Raw genomic sequence first — 18,391 nt, forward strand, 5'->3', positions numbered from 1 at the left:
CGGAGTCGCCAGATGTCCCGGATCAGTCCGGGACATCTCGAAGACCCTAATCCTCTAGCGCGCTCCCAGGAATGTCGCCTTGCCCAGCGGCACGCCATTGTGGCGAAGGATGTCGTAAGCGGTGGTCAGGTGGAAATAGAAATTGGGCATGGCCACATGCAGCAGATACTGCGTGCCGGGCATCGAAATCTCGCGCTGGCCAAGCTTCAGTTCGATGACCTTGTCATCCGAACCGTCGAACTCGGCGGCCGAAAAGGTCTCCAGAAGGTCCAGGGTCTTGGTGACGCGCGCCTGGACATCGGCAAAACTCGCCTCGTTGTCCTCATATTTCGGCACCTCACGCCCGGCGAGCCGCGACGGCGCGCCCTTGGCGTGATCGGTAGCGATCTGCACCTGCCGGGTCAGTGCGTACATGTCGGGCGCCAGCCGAGAGGTCAAAAACACCTGCGGATCGATCTTGCGATCAAGCGCATTCTGTTCGGCGGTCGCCAGCACATTGGAAAGCGCTTTCAGCCTGGCTGAAAACACAGGCACGGAGGCCTCATACATCGATATCGTCACGTCAAATCTCCTGCCCGGCCGAACGCCGGCGGACGCGACGTAGCGCCTTCGCGCGCGATTCTTCAAGACCGCCGAGCCTGCGTCACCACGTTGCCGCAATCGCCAGAGTAGAATCTCCCCATCGAGCGGAGGTTCCCGATGAGACGCGCCCTTTTCGCAGCGACTGCCTTTCTCTCCCTTGTCCCGATCGGCCAGACGCTATTGGCGGCCGACGATGCCCCCGAAACGCCCTATGTCGACGACCGGTCTAGCGCCGATGCGGTTGTGCGTTCGCTCTACAGCGCCATCAGCTGGCACGAATTCGCCCGCGCCTGGGGTTATTTCGGCGATACAAAGCCGGCAAAGGATTTCGACAGTTTCGTCAAGGGTTTTGATGGCACCGACAAGGTCGAGGTCGAGACCGGGGCTGTTTCCGACGAAGGTGCGGCCGGCAGCATTTTCTACAACGTCCCCGTCGCCGTCCGCGCCACCGACAAGAGCGGCGGCAAAAAGGTCTTTGCCGGGTGCTACACGCTGCGCCAGGTGAATGCCCAGACACAAGTGGAGCCACCCTTCGATCCGATCCACATCGAGAAAGGGGCACTGAAGCCCTCCACTGCCGATTTCGAGGAGGCGCTGCCGCCAAGCTGCGGCGATGGCCCGCCACCGCCAAAGAAAGACACCGCACTGGAGCAGGCCAAGAAGGCCTTTCTGGCAACCTATGGCGACCAGTGCGACAAGCAGTTCCTCGCCAATGATCCGACCGTTTTTTCGATCAAATACAAGGACAAGGATGCGCAGCCCGGCGATCCCGACAAGGAAACGCGACTGTTCCATTTTTCCTGCTCGGCCGCCGCCTACAATGAAAGCTCGGTCTACTACATGACCGACGAGACATCGGGCGTGCAGCAATTGCAGTTCGCCGAACCCAAAATGGATATCCGCTACGAGAACAATGACAGCAACGGCAAATTGCTGGGCATGACCATCGTCGGTTTCCAGACGTCCGGCTGGGCAGTCAATTCCGACTATGACGAAGCCGCCCACACGATCACCACGTTCAACAAGTGGCGCGGCATCGGCGATGCGTCCGACGCGGGGACGTACCTGTTTCGCAACGGCAATTTCTCGCTGGTCCAGTACGACGTCGATGCGTCCTATGACGGGGAGCAAAACCCCGAGACTGTCGTCGACTACAACACCGCGCCCTGAGCCTCACACGAGCTTGCAGGCTGATCGATCAGGGCGCCTTCGACAGCATCCAGTTGAGTGTGCCGCGCCAGTCGGTCATGCGAATCGGCGTACCATGGGTGCCGGTCTCGAAACGGACGAAGCGGGTCGGATAGGTCTTCGATTTGGCCAGGATCGAGCGAAAGAACGCCTCCTGCTTTGCCACGGGGTAGACCACGTCGTGGCTGCCCTGGCCGAAGAAGACCGGCACGCGGCGCTTGAAGGCCGGGCTGGTGAAAAAGCTCTCATCCCACAGCGAACCGAGCAGCAGCAGACCATTGATGCGTCCGCCCGTGTCCTTGCGCGCGGCCAGCTCCCAGCACAGCGCGCCGCCCATCGAGCCGCAGGCGACGAAGATCTTCGCGCCGGGCGACTGTTCGGCATAATGACCGATCAGCGCCGCCACCTGCGCCGCTCCCGTATCGCCGAAATCGGGGAAATCAGGACTGAGATAGAGGCCGCCATTGCTGGCCATCAGGTTCTTGAGCCGGTTGAAATTGCCGCCGAAAGTGAAGTCGTCGACACCCTGCTTGCGGCTGCCGCCCTGCCCGTGCAGGTAAAGCACGATGATGCCGGCGCCCTCGGTCTTGCCGACGGCGACATGCCTGACATCGCCGGCATCGGTCTTCAGCAACAGATCCTGCTGCACCTTGCGCACGCTGGCGTCGGTATATTGGGCGTTCACCCGCCGCTCGGGCACCTGGTCACGCTGGTTGATGTCGCGTAGCTCGCGGTAATCGATGACGGTATAGGCGCCATTGGTGTCGGACGACAGCGTGGCCGGATAGGCGAAGAGATCGTCCTTGAAGGGTTTTAGTTCGAGAGCGGCAGCGTGGGTGGCTGAAGAAACCAAGAAAAGCATTGCCGTGAGGAACGCGCGGCACGCCCCCCTCTGGCCTGCCGGCCATCTCCCCCTCAAGGGGGGAGATTGGATGCGCTTTCGGTTTTCGCCAATTTCCAAGGTTTCAGGACGTGAGCTGCCGTCAAAGCTGCCAATCTCCCCCCTTGAGGGGGAGATGCCCGGCAGGGCAGAGGGGGGTGCGACGGTATGAATAGACATGTCCAAGGCATGCGTAATTCGGCTTGGGTTTGTCAATCCTGCAGCACGCCGCCAGCGCCTTCCAGCGCCTCGCGTGTGTCGACATCGACTGACGCCGCCGCGCCGATCTCGACATCGATGACATCGAGCCCTTCAGTCTCGACCAGATGGCGAGCGCCCGTGTCACCCTCCAGATGGGCGATCGCCGGAAACAGCGAACGCGGCAACAGTACCGGATTGCCACGCTTGCCGTCATGCGAAGCGCGGACCACCGCATTGCCGCCGGCCTTGCGGAAAGCATCGATCAATCTGTCGAGGTCGTCGGACGCGATACCCGGCATGTCACCGAGAACGATCATCACGCCGGCGGAATCCTCGGGCAGATAGCCAATGCCGGCCTTCAGCGAGGTGGACAGGCCCTCGGCAAAATCGGGATTGTCGGCGAAGGTCACGTCGAGGCCCGCCAGTGCCGAGCGCACCCGATCGCGCTGGTGGCCGGTGACGACGACAGTGCCGGACGCCTTCGAGCCAAGCGCCCGCTCAGCGGTGCGGCGCACCAGCGGCTTGCCGTCGAACAGCGCCAGCAGCTTGTTCGGCCCGCCCATGCGGCTTGAGCGGCCAGCCGCCAGCAGCACGATGCCGACCTTGACCTGGCTTCTCGCCGGCAGCGGTTCGCGCGGCTGCGGCCGTGTCGGGATTTCCATCAGCAGCCCGCCGACCCCCATGCCGGCAATATCCCTGGCGGTCACGTCGATACCGGCGATCAAACGGTCCAGCACCCAGTCGAAACCGTTCTCCTTGGGGCTGCGGGCGCAGCCAGGCGCGCCGATGACGCGCTTGCCATCGAGTGTGCCGAGCACCAGCAGATTGCCGGGATCGACCGGCATGCCCGCGCGGATGACTATACCACCCGCCCTCTCGATCGCGGCGGGAATGACATCGGCAAAATCGCTCATCGCCGAAGCGCCGAAGATCACCACCATGTCGTTGTCGCGCGCCAGGGAGACCGCGGCCTCCGCCACCGGTGCGATCTCATGCGGCGTGCGGCGCTCCGCAGTCAGCCTGCCGCCCGTGCGCGCCAGCCGCGCTTCGGTGACGCGCAGCGTCTTGTCGAGCACACTTGGCTTGATGCCCGGCAGAACCGTCTGGATGACGCCGACACGCACGGGCCGGTAGGCATTGACGGCAAATATCTCACCACCGGCGCAGATTTTCGTCGCGGCGCCGACCAGCGCTGAACTGACCGCGAAGGGGATGATCTTCACGGTCGCGACCATCTGGCCTTTCTCCACCGGCGCATGCTGCGCCAGCGTGGCGATGGTGATGGCCGGATCGATGGCGTTGATGGCGTCGATGACAGCGGCATCGACCGTGAAGATGCCCGGCGCCTTGGCATGGAGGTTGACCCGCCCGGTCGCGGCAGGCTTGGCCTCGATCCCGCGAAAGGTCATGCTCTCAGCTATTTCCTGCGCGGCGGCATCCTCGCCGAGGTCGTCCTCAGCCAGCACGGCTGCAACGACCTGCGAAATGCCGGCGGCCCGCAGCAGCGCCACATCTTCGGCGCTGAGCCTGTGCGCCTTGCGGAAGCGGCGTTCACCAGCGGTGGTGGAGTGCGCCAGCACCGCGCCTTCCGCCGCCTCGATAGGGATCGGGCCGAATTTCACGCCGCAGCGCCCGTAGAGCGCCGCGCGTCCTTTTGGACGCGCAAAGGACGCTCTACTACTTTGAATCTACGCATCGTGCTTTTCCAAAATCGATTTCGATTTTGGAGCCGATGCGGAGGCATCGAGACCGCGCGAGCGGAAGGCGTGGATCGCCTGGGCCAACACCGCAACGGCGATCTCTCCCGGGCTGGCAGCACCGATGTCGAGCCCGATCGGCGCATGGATACGGGCGATCTGATCGGCGCTCGCGCCCAGCGCCAGCAGGCGTTCGACCCGCTTGGCATGCGTCTTCCTGCTACCGAGCGCCCCGACATAGAAACAATTGGCGTCGAGCGCGGCCTTCAGCGCGAAATCATCGACCTTCGGGTCATGGGTTACGGCGGCAAGTGCGGTGTAGCTGTCGAGCGGCTGGCGCTTCAGCACATCCTCCGGCCATTCGGCATGAAGCGCCACCTCGGGAAAGCGGTCCGGCGTGGCGAAAGCGGTGCGGGGGTCGATGATCTCCACGGGATAGCCGGCGATCTTCGCCATCGGCGCCAGCGCCTGGCTGATATGGACAGCGCCAATCACGACCAGACGCGGCTGCGGCAGATGCGCGTTGAGAAAGAAATTCCGCCCCTCGGCTTCGACCGAACCGGAATTGCCTGTGCGAAACGCCCTGGCGATCGCGGCGCCAAGATCGCCGGCGACCTGATCGCCCTCGCGCACGATCCTGTCGCGGCCGTCACCGAGATCGGTGACAAGGATCGCCGCTCGGCGAGCGCGTCGTTCGGCGTTCAAAGTTTTTAAGGCGTAGGGATCCATCAGGAAATCTCTTGTCCGAGCATGATCTTGTCCAAAAACCGGGCCCCACTTTTGGGCATGCTCTAGCCCAGTCTTTCCACATACACCTTGATGCGGCCGCCACAGGACAGGCCGACCTGCCATGCGGTCTCATCGGCAACACCGAACTCCAGCATCCTGGCCTTGCCGCTGTCGATGACGTCGATGGCCTCGCTGACCACAGCGCCTTCGACGCAGCCGCCCGAGACGGAGCCGTGGAAATTGCCGTCGGCGTCGATGACCAGATGGCTGCCTACAGGTCGGGGCGCCGAACCCCAGGTCTCGACCACTGTCGCGATGGCCACGTCCTTGCCGTCCTTCATCCAGCCCTCCGCAATGATCAGCGGGTCGCGGGCCTCATCCAGATAAATGCTGTTTTCCATGACCGTTTCTCCAGAAGTCTGTTTTTCTCGGGATCTGTTTTCCGGATGGGAAAGATATGGCTATGCGGCGTGCCTCGCGCCAGCTTCCAGCCATCGGCGCGGATCGACGGATTCTGCCGACTTCTTATCCAGCGACGCGCAAAGATCGGCGAGCGCGTCGAGATTGTGCACCGAGCGGAACTCGTCGACGTGCGGCAGCATCGTCTTGACGCCGCGGGCGCGCGCCTGAAAGCCGTCGAAGCGCAGCAACGGATTCAGCCAGATCAGACGCCGGCAGGATTTGTGCAGGCGCTCCATTTCTTCAGACAGGCCGGCGACATCGTCGCGCTCCAGCCCATCTGTGATCAGAAGCACGACCGCGCCCTGCCCCAGCACGCGGCGCGACCATATCAGGTTGAACTCGGCCAGCGTGTCGCCGATGCGGGTGCCGCCCGACCAGTCCCTGACCGCCGCCGAACAGTCGGCAAGGGCTGCATCCGGGTCGCGATGGCGCATCTGCCGGGTCAGATTGGTGAGCCTTGTGCCAAAAACGAACGTGTGCACGCGCCGGCGTTTTTCGGTCAGCGCATGCAGGAAATGCAGGAAGATGCGTGTGTACTGGCTCATCGAGCCGGAAATGTCGGCCAGCACCACCAGCGGCGGGTGAACCTCGCGGGCTGAGCGGAATTTCGGCAGGATCAGTTCGCCGCCGGTGCGCGCGGCCGAACGCATCATGGCGCGCGGATCGATACGGCGGCCATGCGCATCGGCCTTGAAGCGCCGGGTGCGCACCATGTCGAAAGGCAGCCGCAGCTGCGCGATCGCCTTCTTGGCGTCGGCCATCTCGGCGGTATTCATCTGGGCAAAATCCTTGGCCCGCAGCACCTCGTTGCCGGAAGAGGTGAAGCGGGCGTCGACCTCGATCTCGGGAATTTCCTGTGGCGGCTGGTTCTTCTGGTGGCCCTCGAACATCGCCTGGCTGACCCGGTTTTCAGCGGCGCGTGGCTTCTGCTTTTCCCTGTTGTCGGGTGCCACCGGCGAAAACATAGCCAGCATCTTTTCGATCAGTTCGCGCGACTTCCAGAACAGCCGGAAGGCTTGGTCGAAAATGGCGTGGTCCTCATGCCTGGACACCAGCACGGCGTGCAGCGTCCAGTAGAAATCGTCGCGCGAGCCGATGCCGGCGGCGAGCACCGCTTCGATTGCGTCCTTGACCGAAGCCGGGCCGACCCGCATGCCGGCCTTGCGCAAGGTGCGGGCAAAATAGACGATGTTGTCGGCGATCCGCCCGTGCGGCATGGCCTCTTTTGGCTCGGGGCGCGACATCGCCTACTCCGCCGCCGAAAGCTCGGCCTTCACCTCGTTGAGGATGCGCCGGCCTTCGCCCTGTTCGATGCGGGCAATGTCGTCCTGGTATTTCAACAGCACGCCGATCGTGTCGGAGACGGTTTCAGGATCGAGCGCCACCTTGTCGAGCTCGGTCAGCGCGCCGGCCCAGTCGATGGTTTCGGCGACGCCCGGCACCTTGAACAATTCGATCTGGCGCAGCTTCTGGATGAAGGAGACCACTTCGGCCGAAAGCCGCTGGTTGGCCTGCGGCACCTTGCGGCGCACGATCTCCAGCTCGCGCTCGGCATTGGGATAGTCGACCCAGTGATAAAGGCAGCGCCGCTTCAGCGCATCGTGGATTTCGCGGGTGCGATTGGTGGTGATGATGACGATCGGTGGTTCTTCCGCCTTGATGGTGCCGAGTTCGGGCACCGTCACCTGGAAGTCGGACAGGATTTCGAGCAGGAAGGCTTCAAACGCCTCGTCGGTACGGTCGAGCTCATCGATCAGGAAAACCGGGGCAGCGCCCGTCTTTCCGGTCAGCGCATCGAGCACCGGGCGGCGGATCAGGTATTTTTCGGAAAAGACGTTGCGCTCCATGGCGGAGCGCTCGACCTTGCCGGCCGCCTCCTCCATGCGGATCTCGATCATCTGCGCGGCGTAGTTCCACTCATAGACGGCGGACGAAACGTCGAGGCCTTCATAGCACTGCAGGCGGATCAGCCGGCGACCGAGCGCCTGTGCCAACACCTTGGCGATCTCGGTCTTGCCGACGCCGGCCTCGCCCTCGAGGAACAGCGGCCGCTTCATACGCAACGACAGGAACAGCACGGTCGCCAGCGACCGGTCCGCCACATAGTCCGCACCGGTCAGGAGATCGAGCGTCTCGTCGATCGTCCGTGGCGCGGCGCGCGGTTTCAGCTCGGTCATTCTTTCTCCGTGAACGCCGCCGCTCCGCTTTCCAGTACGTGGTAGCCGCGGGCGTGGTAAATCAGCGGCCGCAAATTATCGCCCATACGCAGACCTGTCACCTTGCCAAAAAGCACACGATGGGTGGCCAGATCCTTGGTGTCGATCAATTCGCAGTCGAACACGGCGAGCGCGCCTTTCAGCGTCGGTACGCCGGTAGAGATCACATCCCATTCGCCAAGCGCGAAACGTTCCTCGACCGGCAGGCCGGTGATGCCGGAAAAGCCGACCGACAGTGGCTCCTGGTGCGAGGCCAGCGTGTTTAGGGCAAACCTGCCGTTTTTCACGAACAGCTCATTCTTGGCATTTTCGCGGTTGAGACAGACCAGGATGGTCGGCGGCGTGTCCGACACCGAACAGGCGGCGATCACCGTCGTGCCGCGCTTGCCGGCCGGCCCGTCGGTGGTGACCACATGGACGTGGCCGGCAAAGTGGCTCATCGCATCGCGATAGGCCTGCGGCCCAATGTCGTTCTTCTTCAGCACCGTAAATTTTCCATGGTCAGGATCCTACCGACATATATGGCCAGACATAGCCCGCCACAAGCGAAGTGCCTGAGCCATATCCCGAAATTCGCGTGTTGCACCAAGGCCGGGCAGCCTTTAGGTCTTGGCGGTAATAGTGCCGGGAGCATAGAGCCGGCACGGAGGGACCCATCGCTCGAATGCGACCCAGGACAAGAACAATAGCGGCGCTGTTCTGGCTGTTTCTGGCCAGTGCCGCGGATGCCCAGACGCTGCTCGTCGGCGTCTCAGCGCCCCTGTCGGGACCATCGGCCATTCTCGGCAAGCAGATCGAGGCCGGCACCGGTCTGGCCGCCGAGGCGAACGGCATCGAACTCAAGACGGTGGATGATGCCTGCACCGCCGATGGCGGCGCTGCCGCGGCCAGGGAATTTGCCGCCGCCAAGGTCAATATCGTGGTCGGCTTCCTCTGCACCGAGGCGATCGAGGCGGCGATGCCGATCCTGAAGGACGCCGGCATTCCGGTCATCACCGTTGGCGTGCGGACCGAAAGCCTGACCGACCGCCGCGCCAAGACTGGCTGGCCGGTCTATCGCCTCGGACTACGCGGCGACGATGAGCGCAACACCGTCGCTTCTGCCCTCACCCATCTGTGGCAGAACGAGCTGTTCGCCATTATCGACGACGGCACCATCTACGGCCGTGAGATCGCCGAGACGTTGCGGGCAGCGGCCGAACAGGCAGCGCTGAGGCCGGTATTCACAGACACGTTCCGGCCACAGCTCGACAACCAGATCGGCATGATCGGCCGGCTGAAGAAGGCCGGCGCGACGCATGTCTTTGCTGGCGGCGACGGCGACGACATCGCCATCATGGGCCGCGATGCCGCACAGCTTCAGGCTGGCATCGTCTTTGCCGGCGGCGAAAATCTCCGCACACCGCCGGGCGACGTGCCCTATGCCGTGGGCACGCTGATGATCGCACCGCCTGAATGGGCCGATGTCGCCGATCCAAAAGTGCTGGCGGCATTTGACGCTAGGAAGATCGTGCCCGACGGCTATGCGCTGCCCGCCTACGCCGCGGTCGAAATCGCCAAGGCGGCATCAAGCTTGTCCGAAAGCTCGGGCAAGCCATTGGCTGAAGCCCTGACCGGGCAGGATTTCACCACGGCGATCGGGCCGATCCGCTTTGATGCAAAAGGCGACCTCAGCCAGAGCCCCTACCGCGTCTTCCGTTTCGACGGCACGCGCTTTGCGCCCTTGGAAAGCAACTGATGTTTCGCACCGGCCCACGCAACCTGATCACCGACGTTGCCGGCCTGCGCGTCGGCAATGCGTCCGACGCCAGGCTGAAATCCGGGGTGACGACCGTGCTTTGCGATGCGCCGACGGTGGCTGGCGTTCAGATCCTGGGCGGCGCGCCGGGCACGCGCGAGACAGACCTGCTCGAACCGCACAATTCGGTCGATGTGGTGCACGCCGTCGTGCTTTCAGGCGGTTCGGCTTTCGGCCTCGACGCGGCGTCCGGCGTGCAGGCGGCGTTGCGCGAACGCGGCATCGGCCTTGAAGTCGGTGGCTTTCGTGTGCCGATCGTGCCGTCGGCGATCCTGTTCGACCTGCGCAATGGCGGCGACAAGGATTGGGGCCGTTATCCGCCCTACCGTGAGCTTGGCTATGAGGCGGCGCAAACCGCCACCGCCGATTTCCAACTCGGCACGATCGGTGCCGGCACCGGTGCGCTGACCTCGGGGCTAAAGGGCGGCCTCGGCTCCGCCTCGACGCTGCTGGATAGCGGCGTCACCATCGGCGCGCTGGCCGCCGTCAATCCGACGGGCTCGGTAACCGTCAGCCGAACCCGCCATTTCTGGGCAGCACCGTTCGAGATCGGCGGCGAATTCGGCGGGCTTGGTTACCCCACGCCGATGCCGGACGATGCGAGACACCGCGACAAGCATGTTGGCAGGCAGATGGAGACCGGCGGCAACACCACCATCGCCGTCATTGCCACCGATGCGGTGCTCACAAAAGCTGCCGCCAAGCGCCTGGCGATATCGGCGCATGACGGGTTCGTGCGCGCCATATGGCCGACGCACACACCGGCCGATGGCGATCTTGTGTTCGCGCTGGCGACCGGCACGAGCGGTATCGAACTCTCCGCCGATGCGGCAATCGATCTCTACGCCGCCGCCGGCGCCACCATGGCGCGCGCCATCAGTCGCGGCGTCTATGCGGCAACGCCTGCCGAAAACGATCTGTTTCCGGTCTGGTCGTCACGCCTGAGGTGAAGCGATCAATCAGACCCGATCGGACTTTTCTTCCTCGAACGTCACCGCAACATCGGAATTCGCCGACAGCCAGACCTTCTTCCCGTCGACTTCGGCAATCAGGCTCAGGGGAATATAGTGATGATGGCCCTTGTGAGCGCCCTCGCCGCTATCGGCCTTGGTCAGCTTGATGCGCTGGCCATCGACCTCGTCGACAGTGCCGACATGCACGCCGTCGGCGCCGACGACTTCCATATGCTCGCGAATTTTGCTGGTGTCGGTCATGGTGGTTCTCCATTGGGACTGCCGACCATAACAAATGACGGGCCGATTGGATGCATCGGCTTTCGCACCGCACGACGTTTTGATTTCGGCGTGCTAGGGGATTGAGACGATCACGGGGGTGAAGACCGATGCGAATGCTCTTTCTGTTTGCCGTTGGCCTGCTTGCACAGTTTGCCACCTCGATCGCGGCTCATGCCGGCGATGTCGCCGAACTTGAAATCCTCGGCTTCACCAAGGACGGCAGCGTCTTTGCTTTCGAGGAATATGGCGTGCAGGATGGATCGGGCTTTCCCTATGCCAACCGCTACTACATCGACACCAGCACCGACAGCTTTCTCAAGGGCACGCCGATCCGGGTCCGGCTTGAGGACGAGAATGCCAAACTGGATGCGGCGCGCCTTCAGGCCCGGCAAAAAGGCGAAGCCATTGTCAGTCAGGCCGAGTTGGACGCCAATCGCGGCATCACCGCCGGTTTCAACCCGGTGACCGAACTTTCGGCCGATCCGCACCGGATGGCAGTCAACCCGCGCCCGATCTTTTCGCCGGTCGACCCACCGCTCGAGTTCCGGCTCGACGAGATCGGCATGAACAACACCGAGGGCTGCGAGAGCCAGGGCGAGATCAACGGCTTCCGGCTGCTGCGCATCGAGGCGCAAGACGGCGGCACCACCAAGCTGCTGCACGAGGACAAGGCGATACCGAAAAGCCGGGGTTGCCCGAACGGCTACCGCATCGGCGCTGTCCAGACCTTTTCGATGGACAGTCTCAGCGCCTATGCCGTGCTGATCGCGGTGCGCCAATACGGCTTTGAAGGCCCGGACTTTCGCTGGATCGCGGTCACCGGCCGCCTGTGACACCGCTTGTCCCACCCGCCCCGCGCGATCGTTCGCTGAACCGCCTTCGCCGCGCTATACCGACGCCGCGCACTGCGTTTTATGGCGCCTTGTTGTGGGCGTTAACGATGGGCGCCAGTGCGCTCGTCACCCTGTTTCTGGACGACTGGGAGACACCGGCGAAAATCCGCATTGTCACCGTGCTGTTCGCAGCGGGAGCTGCGCTGGCCTTTCCGGTTGGTCTGTTTGCGGCGCGGCTGGTCTCGCAGGGAAGGCGTTGGGAAGTCGCCTTCGCGGCGGCGTTCGTGTGCCTCGCCGCCGCAACGGTCGGTCTGACCGGCGGGCTGTTTGCGCTGCAGTACCGCTCCTACTATGCCGAGTGGCATGCCCCTGCTTTCACCCACACCTGGGCCCTCCAGTTCGTCTTCACGACGTTGATTGCGCTCTATCAGTTCTTGGTCCTGGGCGTCCGGCTTTATTTTCCGCTTGGTTTCGTCGCGTTGTTTGCCGCGGGCGTCTGGTTTGCGCGCCAGCAGCGTTGAGCATTTTGCTCGCCTCTGTTAGGACGCGGGCAAACTTCTCGATACGTCAGGACTGACCGATGATCCCTCGCTATTCCCGGCCGGAAATGGTCGCCATCTGGTCGCCCGAAACCCGGTTTCGCATCTGGTTCGAGATCGAAGCCTATGCGTGCGACGCGCTGGCCGAACTCGGCGTCATCCCAAGGCAAGCGGCCAAAACCATCTGGGAAAAGGGCAGTGCTGCAAAATTCGATGTCGAGGCGATCGACGAGATCGAGCGCGTCACCAAGCATGACGTCATCGCCTTCCTGACCCATCTTGCCGAATTCGTCGGCCCGGACGCCCGCTTCATCCACCAGGGCATGACCTCGTCGGACGTTCTCGACACCTGCTTTGCCGTACAGCTTACCCGCGCCAGCGACATTCTGCTCGCTGACATCGACGGCCTGCTTGCAGCGCTGAAGCGCCGTGCCTTCGAGCACAAGGACACCGTCACCATTGGCCGCAGCCACGGCATCCATGCCGAGCCGACCACCTTCGGCGTCAAGCTGGCGCAGGCCTATGCCGAGTTCTCGCGGTGCCGCGAGCGTCTGGTTCATGCCAGGGAAGACATTGCCACCTGCGCCATTTCGGGCGCAGTCGGCACCTTCGCCAACATCGATCCCTATGTCGAGGAGCATGTCGCGGCGAAGCTCGGCCTGAAGCCCGAGCCGGTGTCGACGCAAGTGATCCCGCGCGACCGCCATGCGATGTTCTTTGCCACGCTCGGCGTCATCGCCTCCTCGGTCGAGCGGCTGTCGATCGAGATCCGGCATCTGCAGCGCACCGAGGTGCTGGAGGCGGAAGAGTATTTTTCGCCGGGCCAGAAAGGCTCGTCGGCCATGCCGCACAAGCGCAACCCGGTGCTGACCGAAAACCTCACCGGGCTTGCCCGCATGGTGCGCTCCATGGCGCTGCCGGCGATGGAGAATGTGGCACTCTGGCACGAGCGCGACATCTCGCACTCCTCGGTCGAGCGCATGATCGGGCCGGACGCCACGGTGACGCTTGATTTCGCACTGTCACGGCTGACCGGCGTCATCGACAAGCTGCTTATCTACCCCGACAACATGCTGAAGAACATGAACAAGTTCCGCGGTCTCGTGCATTCGCAGCGCGTCATGCTGGCACTGACGCAGGCCGGCCTGTCGCGCGAAGACTCCTACCGGCTGGTGCAGCGCAACGCTATGAGGGTATGGGAGCAAGGCGCTGATTTCCTTGAAGAACTGCTCGCCGACAAGGAAGTGACCGCAGCGCTGCCAGAGGTCGATATCCGCGAGAAATTCGACTTGGGCTATCACACCAAGCATGTCGACACGATCTTCAAGCGGGTGTTCGGATAGGATTTCCATGCGACTGGCTGTCCTTTCCGACATTCACGGGAATCTGCGCGCGCTTGAAGCGGTTCATGCGCGGATCAAGGACAATTCTCCCGACATCATCGTCAATCTGGGTGATTGTCTCTCCGGGCCGCTATGGCCGGAAGAAACCGCGCAATATTTGATTGCACAGAACTGGCCGACCGTGCGCGGCAATCACGACCGTGTGCTGATCGAGCCGCCGGCTTCCGGGCTGGAAGACGTCGATGCCTTTACCCACCATTGCCTCTCCCAGACGTCATTGGCTTGGCTTTTGGCATTGCCGATTGCCCTGACGCTCGCCCCTGAAATTCTGCTCTGCCACGGCAGCCCCAGCGACGACGAGACGTTCCTGCTCGAGGAAGACGGCGGCAATCACTTCTATCCATCCAATCAAAAAGAAATCAGACACAAGCTCGGCAGCATCGATGCCGGGCTGACCTTGTGCGGCCACACCCATACGCCGCGCGTCGTGCGGCTTTCCGACCGCCAGACGATCCTAAATCCCGGCAGCGTCGGTGTTCAGGCGTTTCCCGGCCTTACCGTGACCGGCAGCCCGCATGCCCGCTACGCCCTCGCCACGCACAAGCGCGGAGAATGGTCGTTCAGCCATCACGCGGTCAGTTATGACTGGGCCGAAGCATCCAGCCGCGCGACGGCGGCCGGCTTCGACAGTTGGGCACACGGATTGCTGACCGGTTACGCCGCCAGTTCTGTTTAAGAGCGCAGCGGGCGCTTAGCCGGCAGCGCCAGGCACGGTGCGGATCACCGTGCCCCACGGGTCTTCCCGCGTGGTTTCGGTGGATGCCTTGTCCGAACGCATCTCGACCCAGGCCAGACCTGACCGGGAGGGATCGCGGCGGCCTGCGCCTGAACTCTGCCAGGCGTTGGCGCCGATGTGGTGGTGATAGCCGCCCGAAGACAGGAACACCGCCTGGCCGCCATATTTCGCCACCGTGTCGAAGCCGAATTCCTGGTTCCACCAGGCTTCGGCGTCTTCCGGCCTGCCGACACGCAGGTGGACATGGCCGACGATGCTGTTTTCCGGCGCGCCCTGCCAGCCGGCGTCACCCGCAGGCACTTCGGCAACGACGGACGGAATGTTCAGCCGCTCCGTTGCCATGGCAATCTTGTCGCCATTCCACTTCCAGTCCTGCGGGCGGCGGTCGGCATAGATCTCGATGCCATTGCCTTCGGGATCGGTCAGGTACAGAGCTTCGCTGACCAGATGGTCGGAAGCGCCCTCGATCGCGATCTTGTTCGATATAGCGTGGTTGATCCAGCGGCCGAGATCGGCGCGGCTGGGCAGCAGGAAGGCGGTGTGGAACAGCCCGGCGCTGCGCGGATCATCCGGCTTAGCTGAAGCGTCCTGCTCAAGCACCAACAAGGGACGGTTGGCGGCGCCCAGCGTGATCGAACCATCGGCACGGCTCAACTCCTGCAGACCGACAATTTCGCGGTAATATGCGGCAAGGCTTTCCGCGTCGCGCGCCTTCAGCCCGACGCGGGCAACGCTGACTGGGGTGGTGGCGGCAAAAGGCAACTCGCTCATCAAATGCTCCGTTCGACCGGCCTGCGATGAAGCTCCCAAAGCGAGAAGCCCCACTCCGCCGATCATTGTACGTCGTGTCAGTTCCAAAGTCAGGGTTCCCGCGCACGGCTGTTTCTTTTCCTGACCACAGATCGTCCATCGGCATCGTTCACACAAGACGCGAAGAAGCGAACATGGTGTTCACTATTGTGATCAAAAGTGGCGTTCCCGCCGGTTGCACGAAGCGATGCCGCTCGCTATCTCAGCGCCATGAAGGTCAAGGAAGCAGATATCCTCATCGTGCCGGGCTACACCAATTCCGGCCCCGACCATTGGCAGAGCCGCTGGCAGTCGAAACTGTCGACGGCGCGCCGCGTCGAACAGGCCGAGTGGTCGAAGCCGGTTCGCGAGGACTGGACCGCGAGCGTCGCCAAGGCGGTCAACGAGGCCGAGCGGCCGGTCGTCCTGGTCGCGCATTCGCTCGGCGTCACCACTGCGGTGCAAGCCATTCCGCAATTCCGCAAGCCGATCGCCGGGGCCTTCTTCGTGGCACCTCCCGACGTCGCCAATCCCGAGATCAGGCCCAGGCACCTGATGACCTTCGGTCCCTACCCGCGTGAGCCGCTGCCCTTTCCCTCGATCGTGATCGCCAGCCGCAACGATCCGTTCTGCGCCTTCGATGTCGCCGAAGACATTGCCGGTGCATGGGGCTCACTATTCATCGATGCCGGCGAGACCGGTCATCTGAACGCGGATTCAGGCTTCGGGCCGTGGCCCGAAGGTTCAATGACCTTCGCCAAATTCCTGACGGATTTGAAACCCTGAGTTTCTTCAGGACCCAATCGAATCGCGGACGCTCTTGATCAGCGTTTTTGCGCCAAGCCCGATCAGCGAATGCTCGGAGCCCATGGCCAGCAGGCGATAGCCCATCGACACAACCCGGCCGGCAATTGCCGGCTCGACAACGTAGATCGCCGCATGTTTGCCGGCCTTGCGGGTGCGCTCGGCCACCGATGCCACCGTCTCCATCATGCTTTCCAGCGTCGAATTGACGGTCGCACCATTGCTCCAGGCGATCGAGAAATCCGATGGGCCGAGGAAGATGCCGTCGATGCCGGGCGTGTCGAGGATGCCGTCGAGCGCATCGAGGGCCGGACGCGTCTCGACCATGGCGAAGGCCATGGTGCGTTGGTTGGTGTCGCGCAGCCACTCGGCCTGGTCGCCCTTGCCGTGGCGTGGAAAAGCGTAAGTCGGCCCCCATGAGCGCTCGCCGAGCGGCGGGTATTTCATGGCGGCGGCGAACAGTTTTGCATCGGCAACCGAATTCACCATCGGCGCGATGACCGCCTCGGCGCCGAAATCGAGCGCGCGGCTTGCCATGTCGAAACGGCCAACAGGAATGCGCACCAGCGCCGGCTTGCCGGCAGCGAGCACCGGCACCAGGCCACGCAGCACACTGTCTTCGTGATGGCCGCCATGCTGCATGTCGAGCGTGACGGCATCAAAGCCCTGCTTGGCGACGATCTCGACGGTCAAGGCATCCGGCACGCCGGACCATGCGGTGAACAACGTTTCGTCGGCCGCGAGGCGGGACTTCAGGGACATGGGTACTTTCCTTGTTAACTCCGGCAGTTTCAGCCGGAAATCGTGACAAAGGCAAAGAAAAACCGCCCGGATAGGCCGGGCGGTCGATTGGTCCAGCGTATGGCCGGGATCAGCGCATGGCCCGGATCAGGTGTTCTTGATCTGCTCGATCGCCTGCGCCATCAGTTCGTCCATGGTGCGGCGGATCTGGTGGTCCGACTGCTCGACGCCGGCCGCGTCGAAATCCCCGCGGATTTTGCGGAACACGTCGTGGTCGCCGGCTTCCTCGATGTCGGAGATAACCACTTCCTTGGCATAGGCGTCGGCATCAGCGCCGGACTTTCCGAGCTTTTCGGCGGCCCACAGGCCGAGCGCCTTGTTGCGGCGCGCCGAGGCCTTGAACCGAAGCTCCTCGTCGAATGCGAATTTACGCTCAAAGCCCTCTTCGCGGTCTTTCATGCTGCTCATGGCGTCCCTCCGGTCAAATTCGATTCGTTGGCGGTGAATATGTGCGTTGCCAAAGCACAAACCAAAAGGTCGCGGGCCGGTCAATACGCTTCATCGCATGCTGCGCTGCGACATTTCAGTCCCGAAAGCGGTTGATTGGAAGGATTTGCCGATTGAGCAAACGATGTGATTGGGATAGACCCGGCATTGAACCCTACCGTAGCCGCACTATTTCAGGCAGACGGACAGGAAATGGTCTGATACCGCCTGTCCGGAACCCCAGAGAAAAATCCAGATGAAAAATCGCCGCCGCATTTATGAAGGCAAGGCCAAGATACTCTATGAGGGACCCGAACCGGGCACGCTTATCCAGTTCTTCAAGGATGACGCCACCGCGTTCAACAAGAAGAAGCATGAAGTCATCGACGGCAAGGGCGTCCTCAACAACCGCATTTCCGAGTACATCTTCAACCATTTGAACCGCATGGGGATCCCGACCCATTTCATCCGCCGGCTGAACATGCGCGAGCAGTTGATCAAGGAAGTCGAGATTATTCCGCTCGAAGTGGTGGTGCGCAATGTCGCCGCCGGTTCGCTGTCCAAGCGGCTCGGCATCGAGGAAGGCACCGTTCTGCCGCGCTCGATCATTGAATTCTATTACAAGGCCGACGCGCTTGACGATCCGATGGTGTCGGAAGAGCACATCACTGCGTTCGGCTGGGCGAGCCCGCAGGAGATCGACGACGTCATGGCGCTGGCCATCCGCGTCAACGACTTCCTCTCCGGCCTGTTCATGGGCGTCGGCATCCAGCTCGTCGACTTCAAGATCGAATGCGGCCGGCTGTTCGAGGGCGACATGATGCGCATTGTCGTCGCCGACGAGATCTCGCCGGATTCCTGCCGCCTGTGGGACGTGGCGACGCAGGACAAGCTCGACAAGGATCGTTTCCGCCGCGACATGGGCGGCCTCGTCGAGGCCTACCAGGAAGTTGCCCGCCGCCTCGGCATCATGAACGAGAACGAGCCGCCGCGCCCGACCGGCCCGGTGCTCGTCGCCTCGACCGACGGCCTCAAAGGCAAGCCGCACTGATCGCGGCTTGCGAACTGATAG

The 18,391-nt window shown here is 62.9% G+C and carries 21 protein-coding genes; 9 read left to right on the top strand and 12 right to left on the bottom strand.

What is annotated here, in order from left to right; genetic code table 11:
* Positions 1-54 precede the first annotated feature (54 nt).
* Positions 55-561 (bottom strand): DUF1993 domain-containing protein, encoded by a 507-nt coding sequence (locus NKI69_RS05300; RefSeq protein WP_023810360.1) that lies wholly within the window; start codon positions 559-561, stop codon positions 55-57.
* Positions 562-699: 138 nt separating this feature from the next.
* On the opposite strand from NKI69_RS05300, the gene NKI69_RS05305 reads away from it, so the two are divergent.
* Positions 700-1,752 carry a DUF1176 domain-containing protein gene (locus NKI69_RS05305; RefSeq protein WP_352720337.1) on the top strand — a complete coding sequence of 351 codons (1,053 nt, stop codon included), beginning with the start codon at positions 700-702 and terminating at the stop codon, positions 1,750-1,752.
* Positions 1,753-1,780: 28 nt separating this feature from the next.
* Here NKI69_RS05305 and NKI69_RS05310 read toward each other — a convergent pair whose 3' ends face one another.
* The 7 genes from NKI69_RS05310 to NKI69_RS05340 form a co-directional block, all read right to left on the bottom strand.
* Positions 1,781-2,632, bottom strand: coding sequence for an alpha/beta hydrolase (locus NKI69_RS05310; RefSeq protein WP_023810358.1), 852 nt, complete (start codon positions 2,630-2,632; stop codon positions 1,781-1,783).
* Positions 2,633-2,862: 230 nt separating this feature from the next.
* On the bottom strand, positions 2,863-4,473 hold the full coding sequence (locus NKI69_RS05315; protein ID WP_023810357.1) for an NTP transferase domain-containing protein: 1,611 nt from the start codon (positions 4,471-4,473) through the stop codon (positions 2,863-2,865).
* Positions 4,474-4,539: 66 nt separating this feature from the next.
* Positions 4,540-5,277 carry an XdhC family protein gene (locus NKI69_RS05320; RefSeq protein WP_023810356.1) on the bottom strand — a complete coding sequence of 246 codons (738 nt, stop codon included), beginning with the start codon at positions 5,275-5,277 and terminating at the stop codon, positions 4,540-4,542.
* Positions 5,278-5,339: 62 nt separating this feature from the next.
* On the bottom strand, positions 5,340-5,678 hold the full coding sequence (locus tag NKI69_RS05325; protein WP_013532112.1) for an XdhC family protein: 339 nt from the start codon (positions 5,676-5,678) through the stop codon (positions 5,340-5,342).
* 60 nt (positions 5,679-5,738) lie between these two features.
* The gene (locus NKI69_RS05330) at positions 5,739-6,983 is read right to left on the bottom strand and encodes a vWA domain-containing protein (RefSeq protein WP_023810355.1); all 1,245 of its coding nucleotides are present in this window, start codon (positions 6,981-6,983) and stop codon (positions 5,739-5,741) included.
* Between the two features lie 3 nt (positions 6,984-6,986).
* Positions 6,987-7,916 carry an AAA family ATPase gene (locus NKI69_RS05335; RefSeq protein WP_023810354.1) on the bottom strand — a complete coding sequence of 310 codons (930 nt, stop codon included), beginning with the start codon at positions 7,914-7,916 and terminating at the stop codon, positions 6,987-6,989.
* Complete coding sequence (locus NKI69_RS05340) at positions 7,913-8,440, bottom strand: flavin reductase (RefSeq protein WP_023810353.1); 528 nt, start codon at positions 8,438-8,440, stop codon at positions 7,913-7,915. Before NKI69_RS05340 ends, NKI69_RS05335 begins: the two co-directional genes overlap by 4 nt.
* Before the next feature lie 179 nt (positions 8,441-8,619).
* On the opposite strand from NKI69_RS05340, the gene NKI69_RS05345 reads away from it, so the two are divergent.
* Both NKI69_RS05345 and NKI69_RS05350 read left to right on the top strand, forming a co-directional pair.
* The gene (locus NKI69_RS05345) at positions 8,620-9,693 is read left to right on the top strand and encodes a branched-chain amino acid ABC transporter substrate-binding protein (protein ID WP_023810352.1); all 1,074 of its coding nucleotides are present in this window, start codon (positions 8,620-8,622) and stop codon (positions 9,691-9,693) included.
* On the top strand, positions 9,693-10,703 hold the full coding sequence (locus NKI69_RS05350) for a P1 family peptidase (protein WP_352720340.1): 1,011 nt from the start codon (positions 9,693-9,695) through the stop codon (positions 10,701-10,703). Before NKI69_RS05345 ends, NKI69_RS05350 begins: the two co-directional genes overlap by 1 nt.
* 9 nt (positions 10,704-10,712) lie before the next feature.
* Here the strand turns inward: NKI69_RS05350 and NKI69_RS05355 are convergent, their stop codons facing one another.
* Entirely contained in the window at positions 10,713-10,967 is a 255-nt protein-coding gene (locus NKI69_RS05355; protein WP_023810350.1) for a DUF2171 domain-containing protein, read from the bottom strand.
* Between the two features lie 128 nt (positions 10,968-11,095).
* Between NKI69_RS05355 and NKI69_RS05360 the strand changes: the two genes are divergently transcribed.
* From NKI69_RS05360 to NKI69_RS05375, 4 genes are all read left to right on the top strand, one after another.
* The gene (locus NKI69_RS05360) at positions 11,096-11,821 is read left to right on the top strand and encodes a DUF2259 domain-containing protein (RefSeq protein WP_023810349.1); all 726 of its coding nucleotides are present in this window, start codon (positions 11,096-11,098) and stop codon (positions 11,819-11,821) included.
* A 107-nt stretch (positions 11,822-11,928) separates the two neighbouring features.
* Complete coding sequence (locus NKI69_RS05365) at positions 11,929-12,342, top strand: hypothetical protein (protein ID WP_081734809.1); 414 nt, start codon at positions 11,929-11,931, stop codon at positions 12,340-12,342.
* Positions 12,343-12,401: 59 nt separating this feature from the next.
* A complete protein-coding gene (gene purB, locus NKI69_RS05370) occupies positions 12,402-13,703 on the top strand; it encodes an adenylosuccinate lyase (protein ID WP_023810347.1) in 1,302 nt (433 codons plus the stop codon).
* Between the two features lie 7 nt (positions 13,704-13,710).
* Positions 13,711-14,439, top strand: coding sequence for a metallophosphoesterase family protein (locus NKI69_RS05375; protein ID WP_023810346.1), 729 nt, complete (start codon positions 13,711-13,713; stop codon positions 14,437-14,439).
* A gap of 15 nt (positions 14,440-14,454) precedes the next feature.
* On the opposite strand, the gene NKI69_RS05380 is transcribed toward NKI69_RS05375, so the two are convergent.
* Complete coding sequence (locus NKI69_RS05380; protein ID WP_023810345.1) at positions 14,455-15,270, bottom strand: VOC family protein; 816 nt, start codon at positions 15,268-15,270, stop codon at positions 14,455-14,457.
* A gap of 249 nt (positions 15,271-15,519) precedes the next feature.
* On the opposite strand from NKI69_RS05380, the gene NKI69_RS05385 reads away from it, so the two are divergent.
* A complete protein-coding gene (locus tag NKI69_RS05385) occupies positions 15,520-16,074 on the top strand; it encodes an RBBP9/YdeN family alpha/beta hydrolase (RefSeq protein ID WP_023810344.1) in 555 nt (184 codons plus the stop codon).
* Positions 16,075-16,080: 6 nt separating this feature from the next.
* Here the strand turns inward: NKI69_RS05385 and NKI69_RS05390 are convergent, their stop codons facing one another.
* Both NKI69_RS05390 and NKI69_RS05395 read right to left on the bottom strand, forming a co-directional pair.
* Complete coding sequence (locus NKI69_RS05390) at positions 16,081-16,854, bottom strand: HpcH/HpaI aldolase family protein (RefSeq protein WP_023810343.1); 774 nt, start codon at positions 16,852-16,854, stop codon at positions 16,081-16,083.
* Positions 16,855-16,980: 126 nt separating this feature from the next.
* Positions 16,981-17,301, bottom strand: coding sequence for a DUF1476 domain-containing protein (locus NKI69_RS05395; protein ID WP_013532126.1), 321 nt, complete (start codon positions 17,299-17,301; stop codon positions 16,981-16,983).
* Between the two features lie 274 nt (positions 17,302-17,575).
* Here NKI69_RS05395 and purC point away from each other — a divergent pair, with 274 nt between their 5' ends.
* Positions 17,576-18,370 carry a phosphoribosylaminoimidazolesuccinocarboxamide synthase gene (purC, locus tag NKI69_RS05400; protein WP_013532127.1) on the top strand — a complete coding sequence of 265 codons (795 nt, stop codon included), beginning with the start codon at positions 17,576-17,578 and terminating at the stop codon, positions 18,368-18,370.
* Positions 18,371-18,391: the final 21 nt, after the last annotated feature.

It is taken from the genome of Mesorhizobium sp. M0491, assembly GCF_040321265.1.
Classification (GTDB): Bacteria; Pseudomonadota; Alphaproteobacteria; order Rhizobiales; family Rhizobiaceae; genus Mesorhizobium.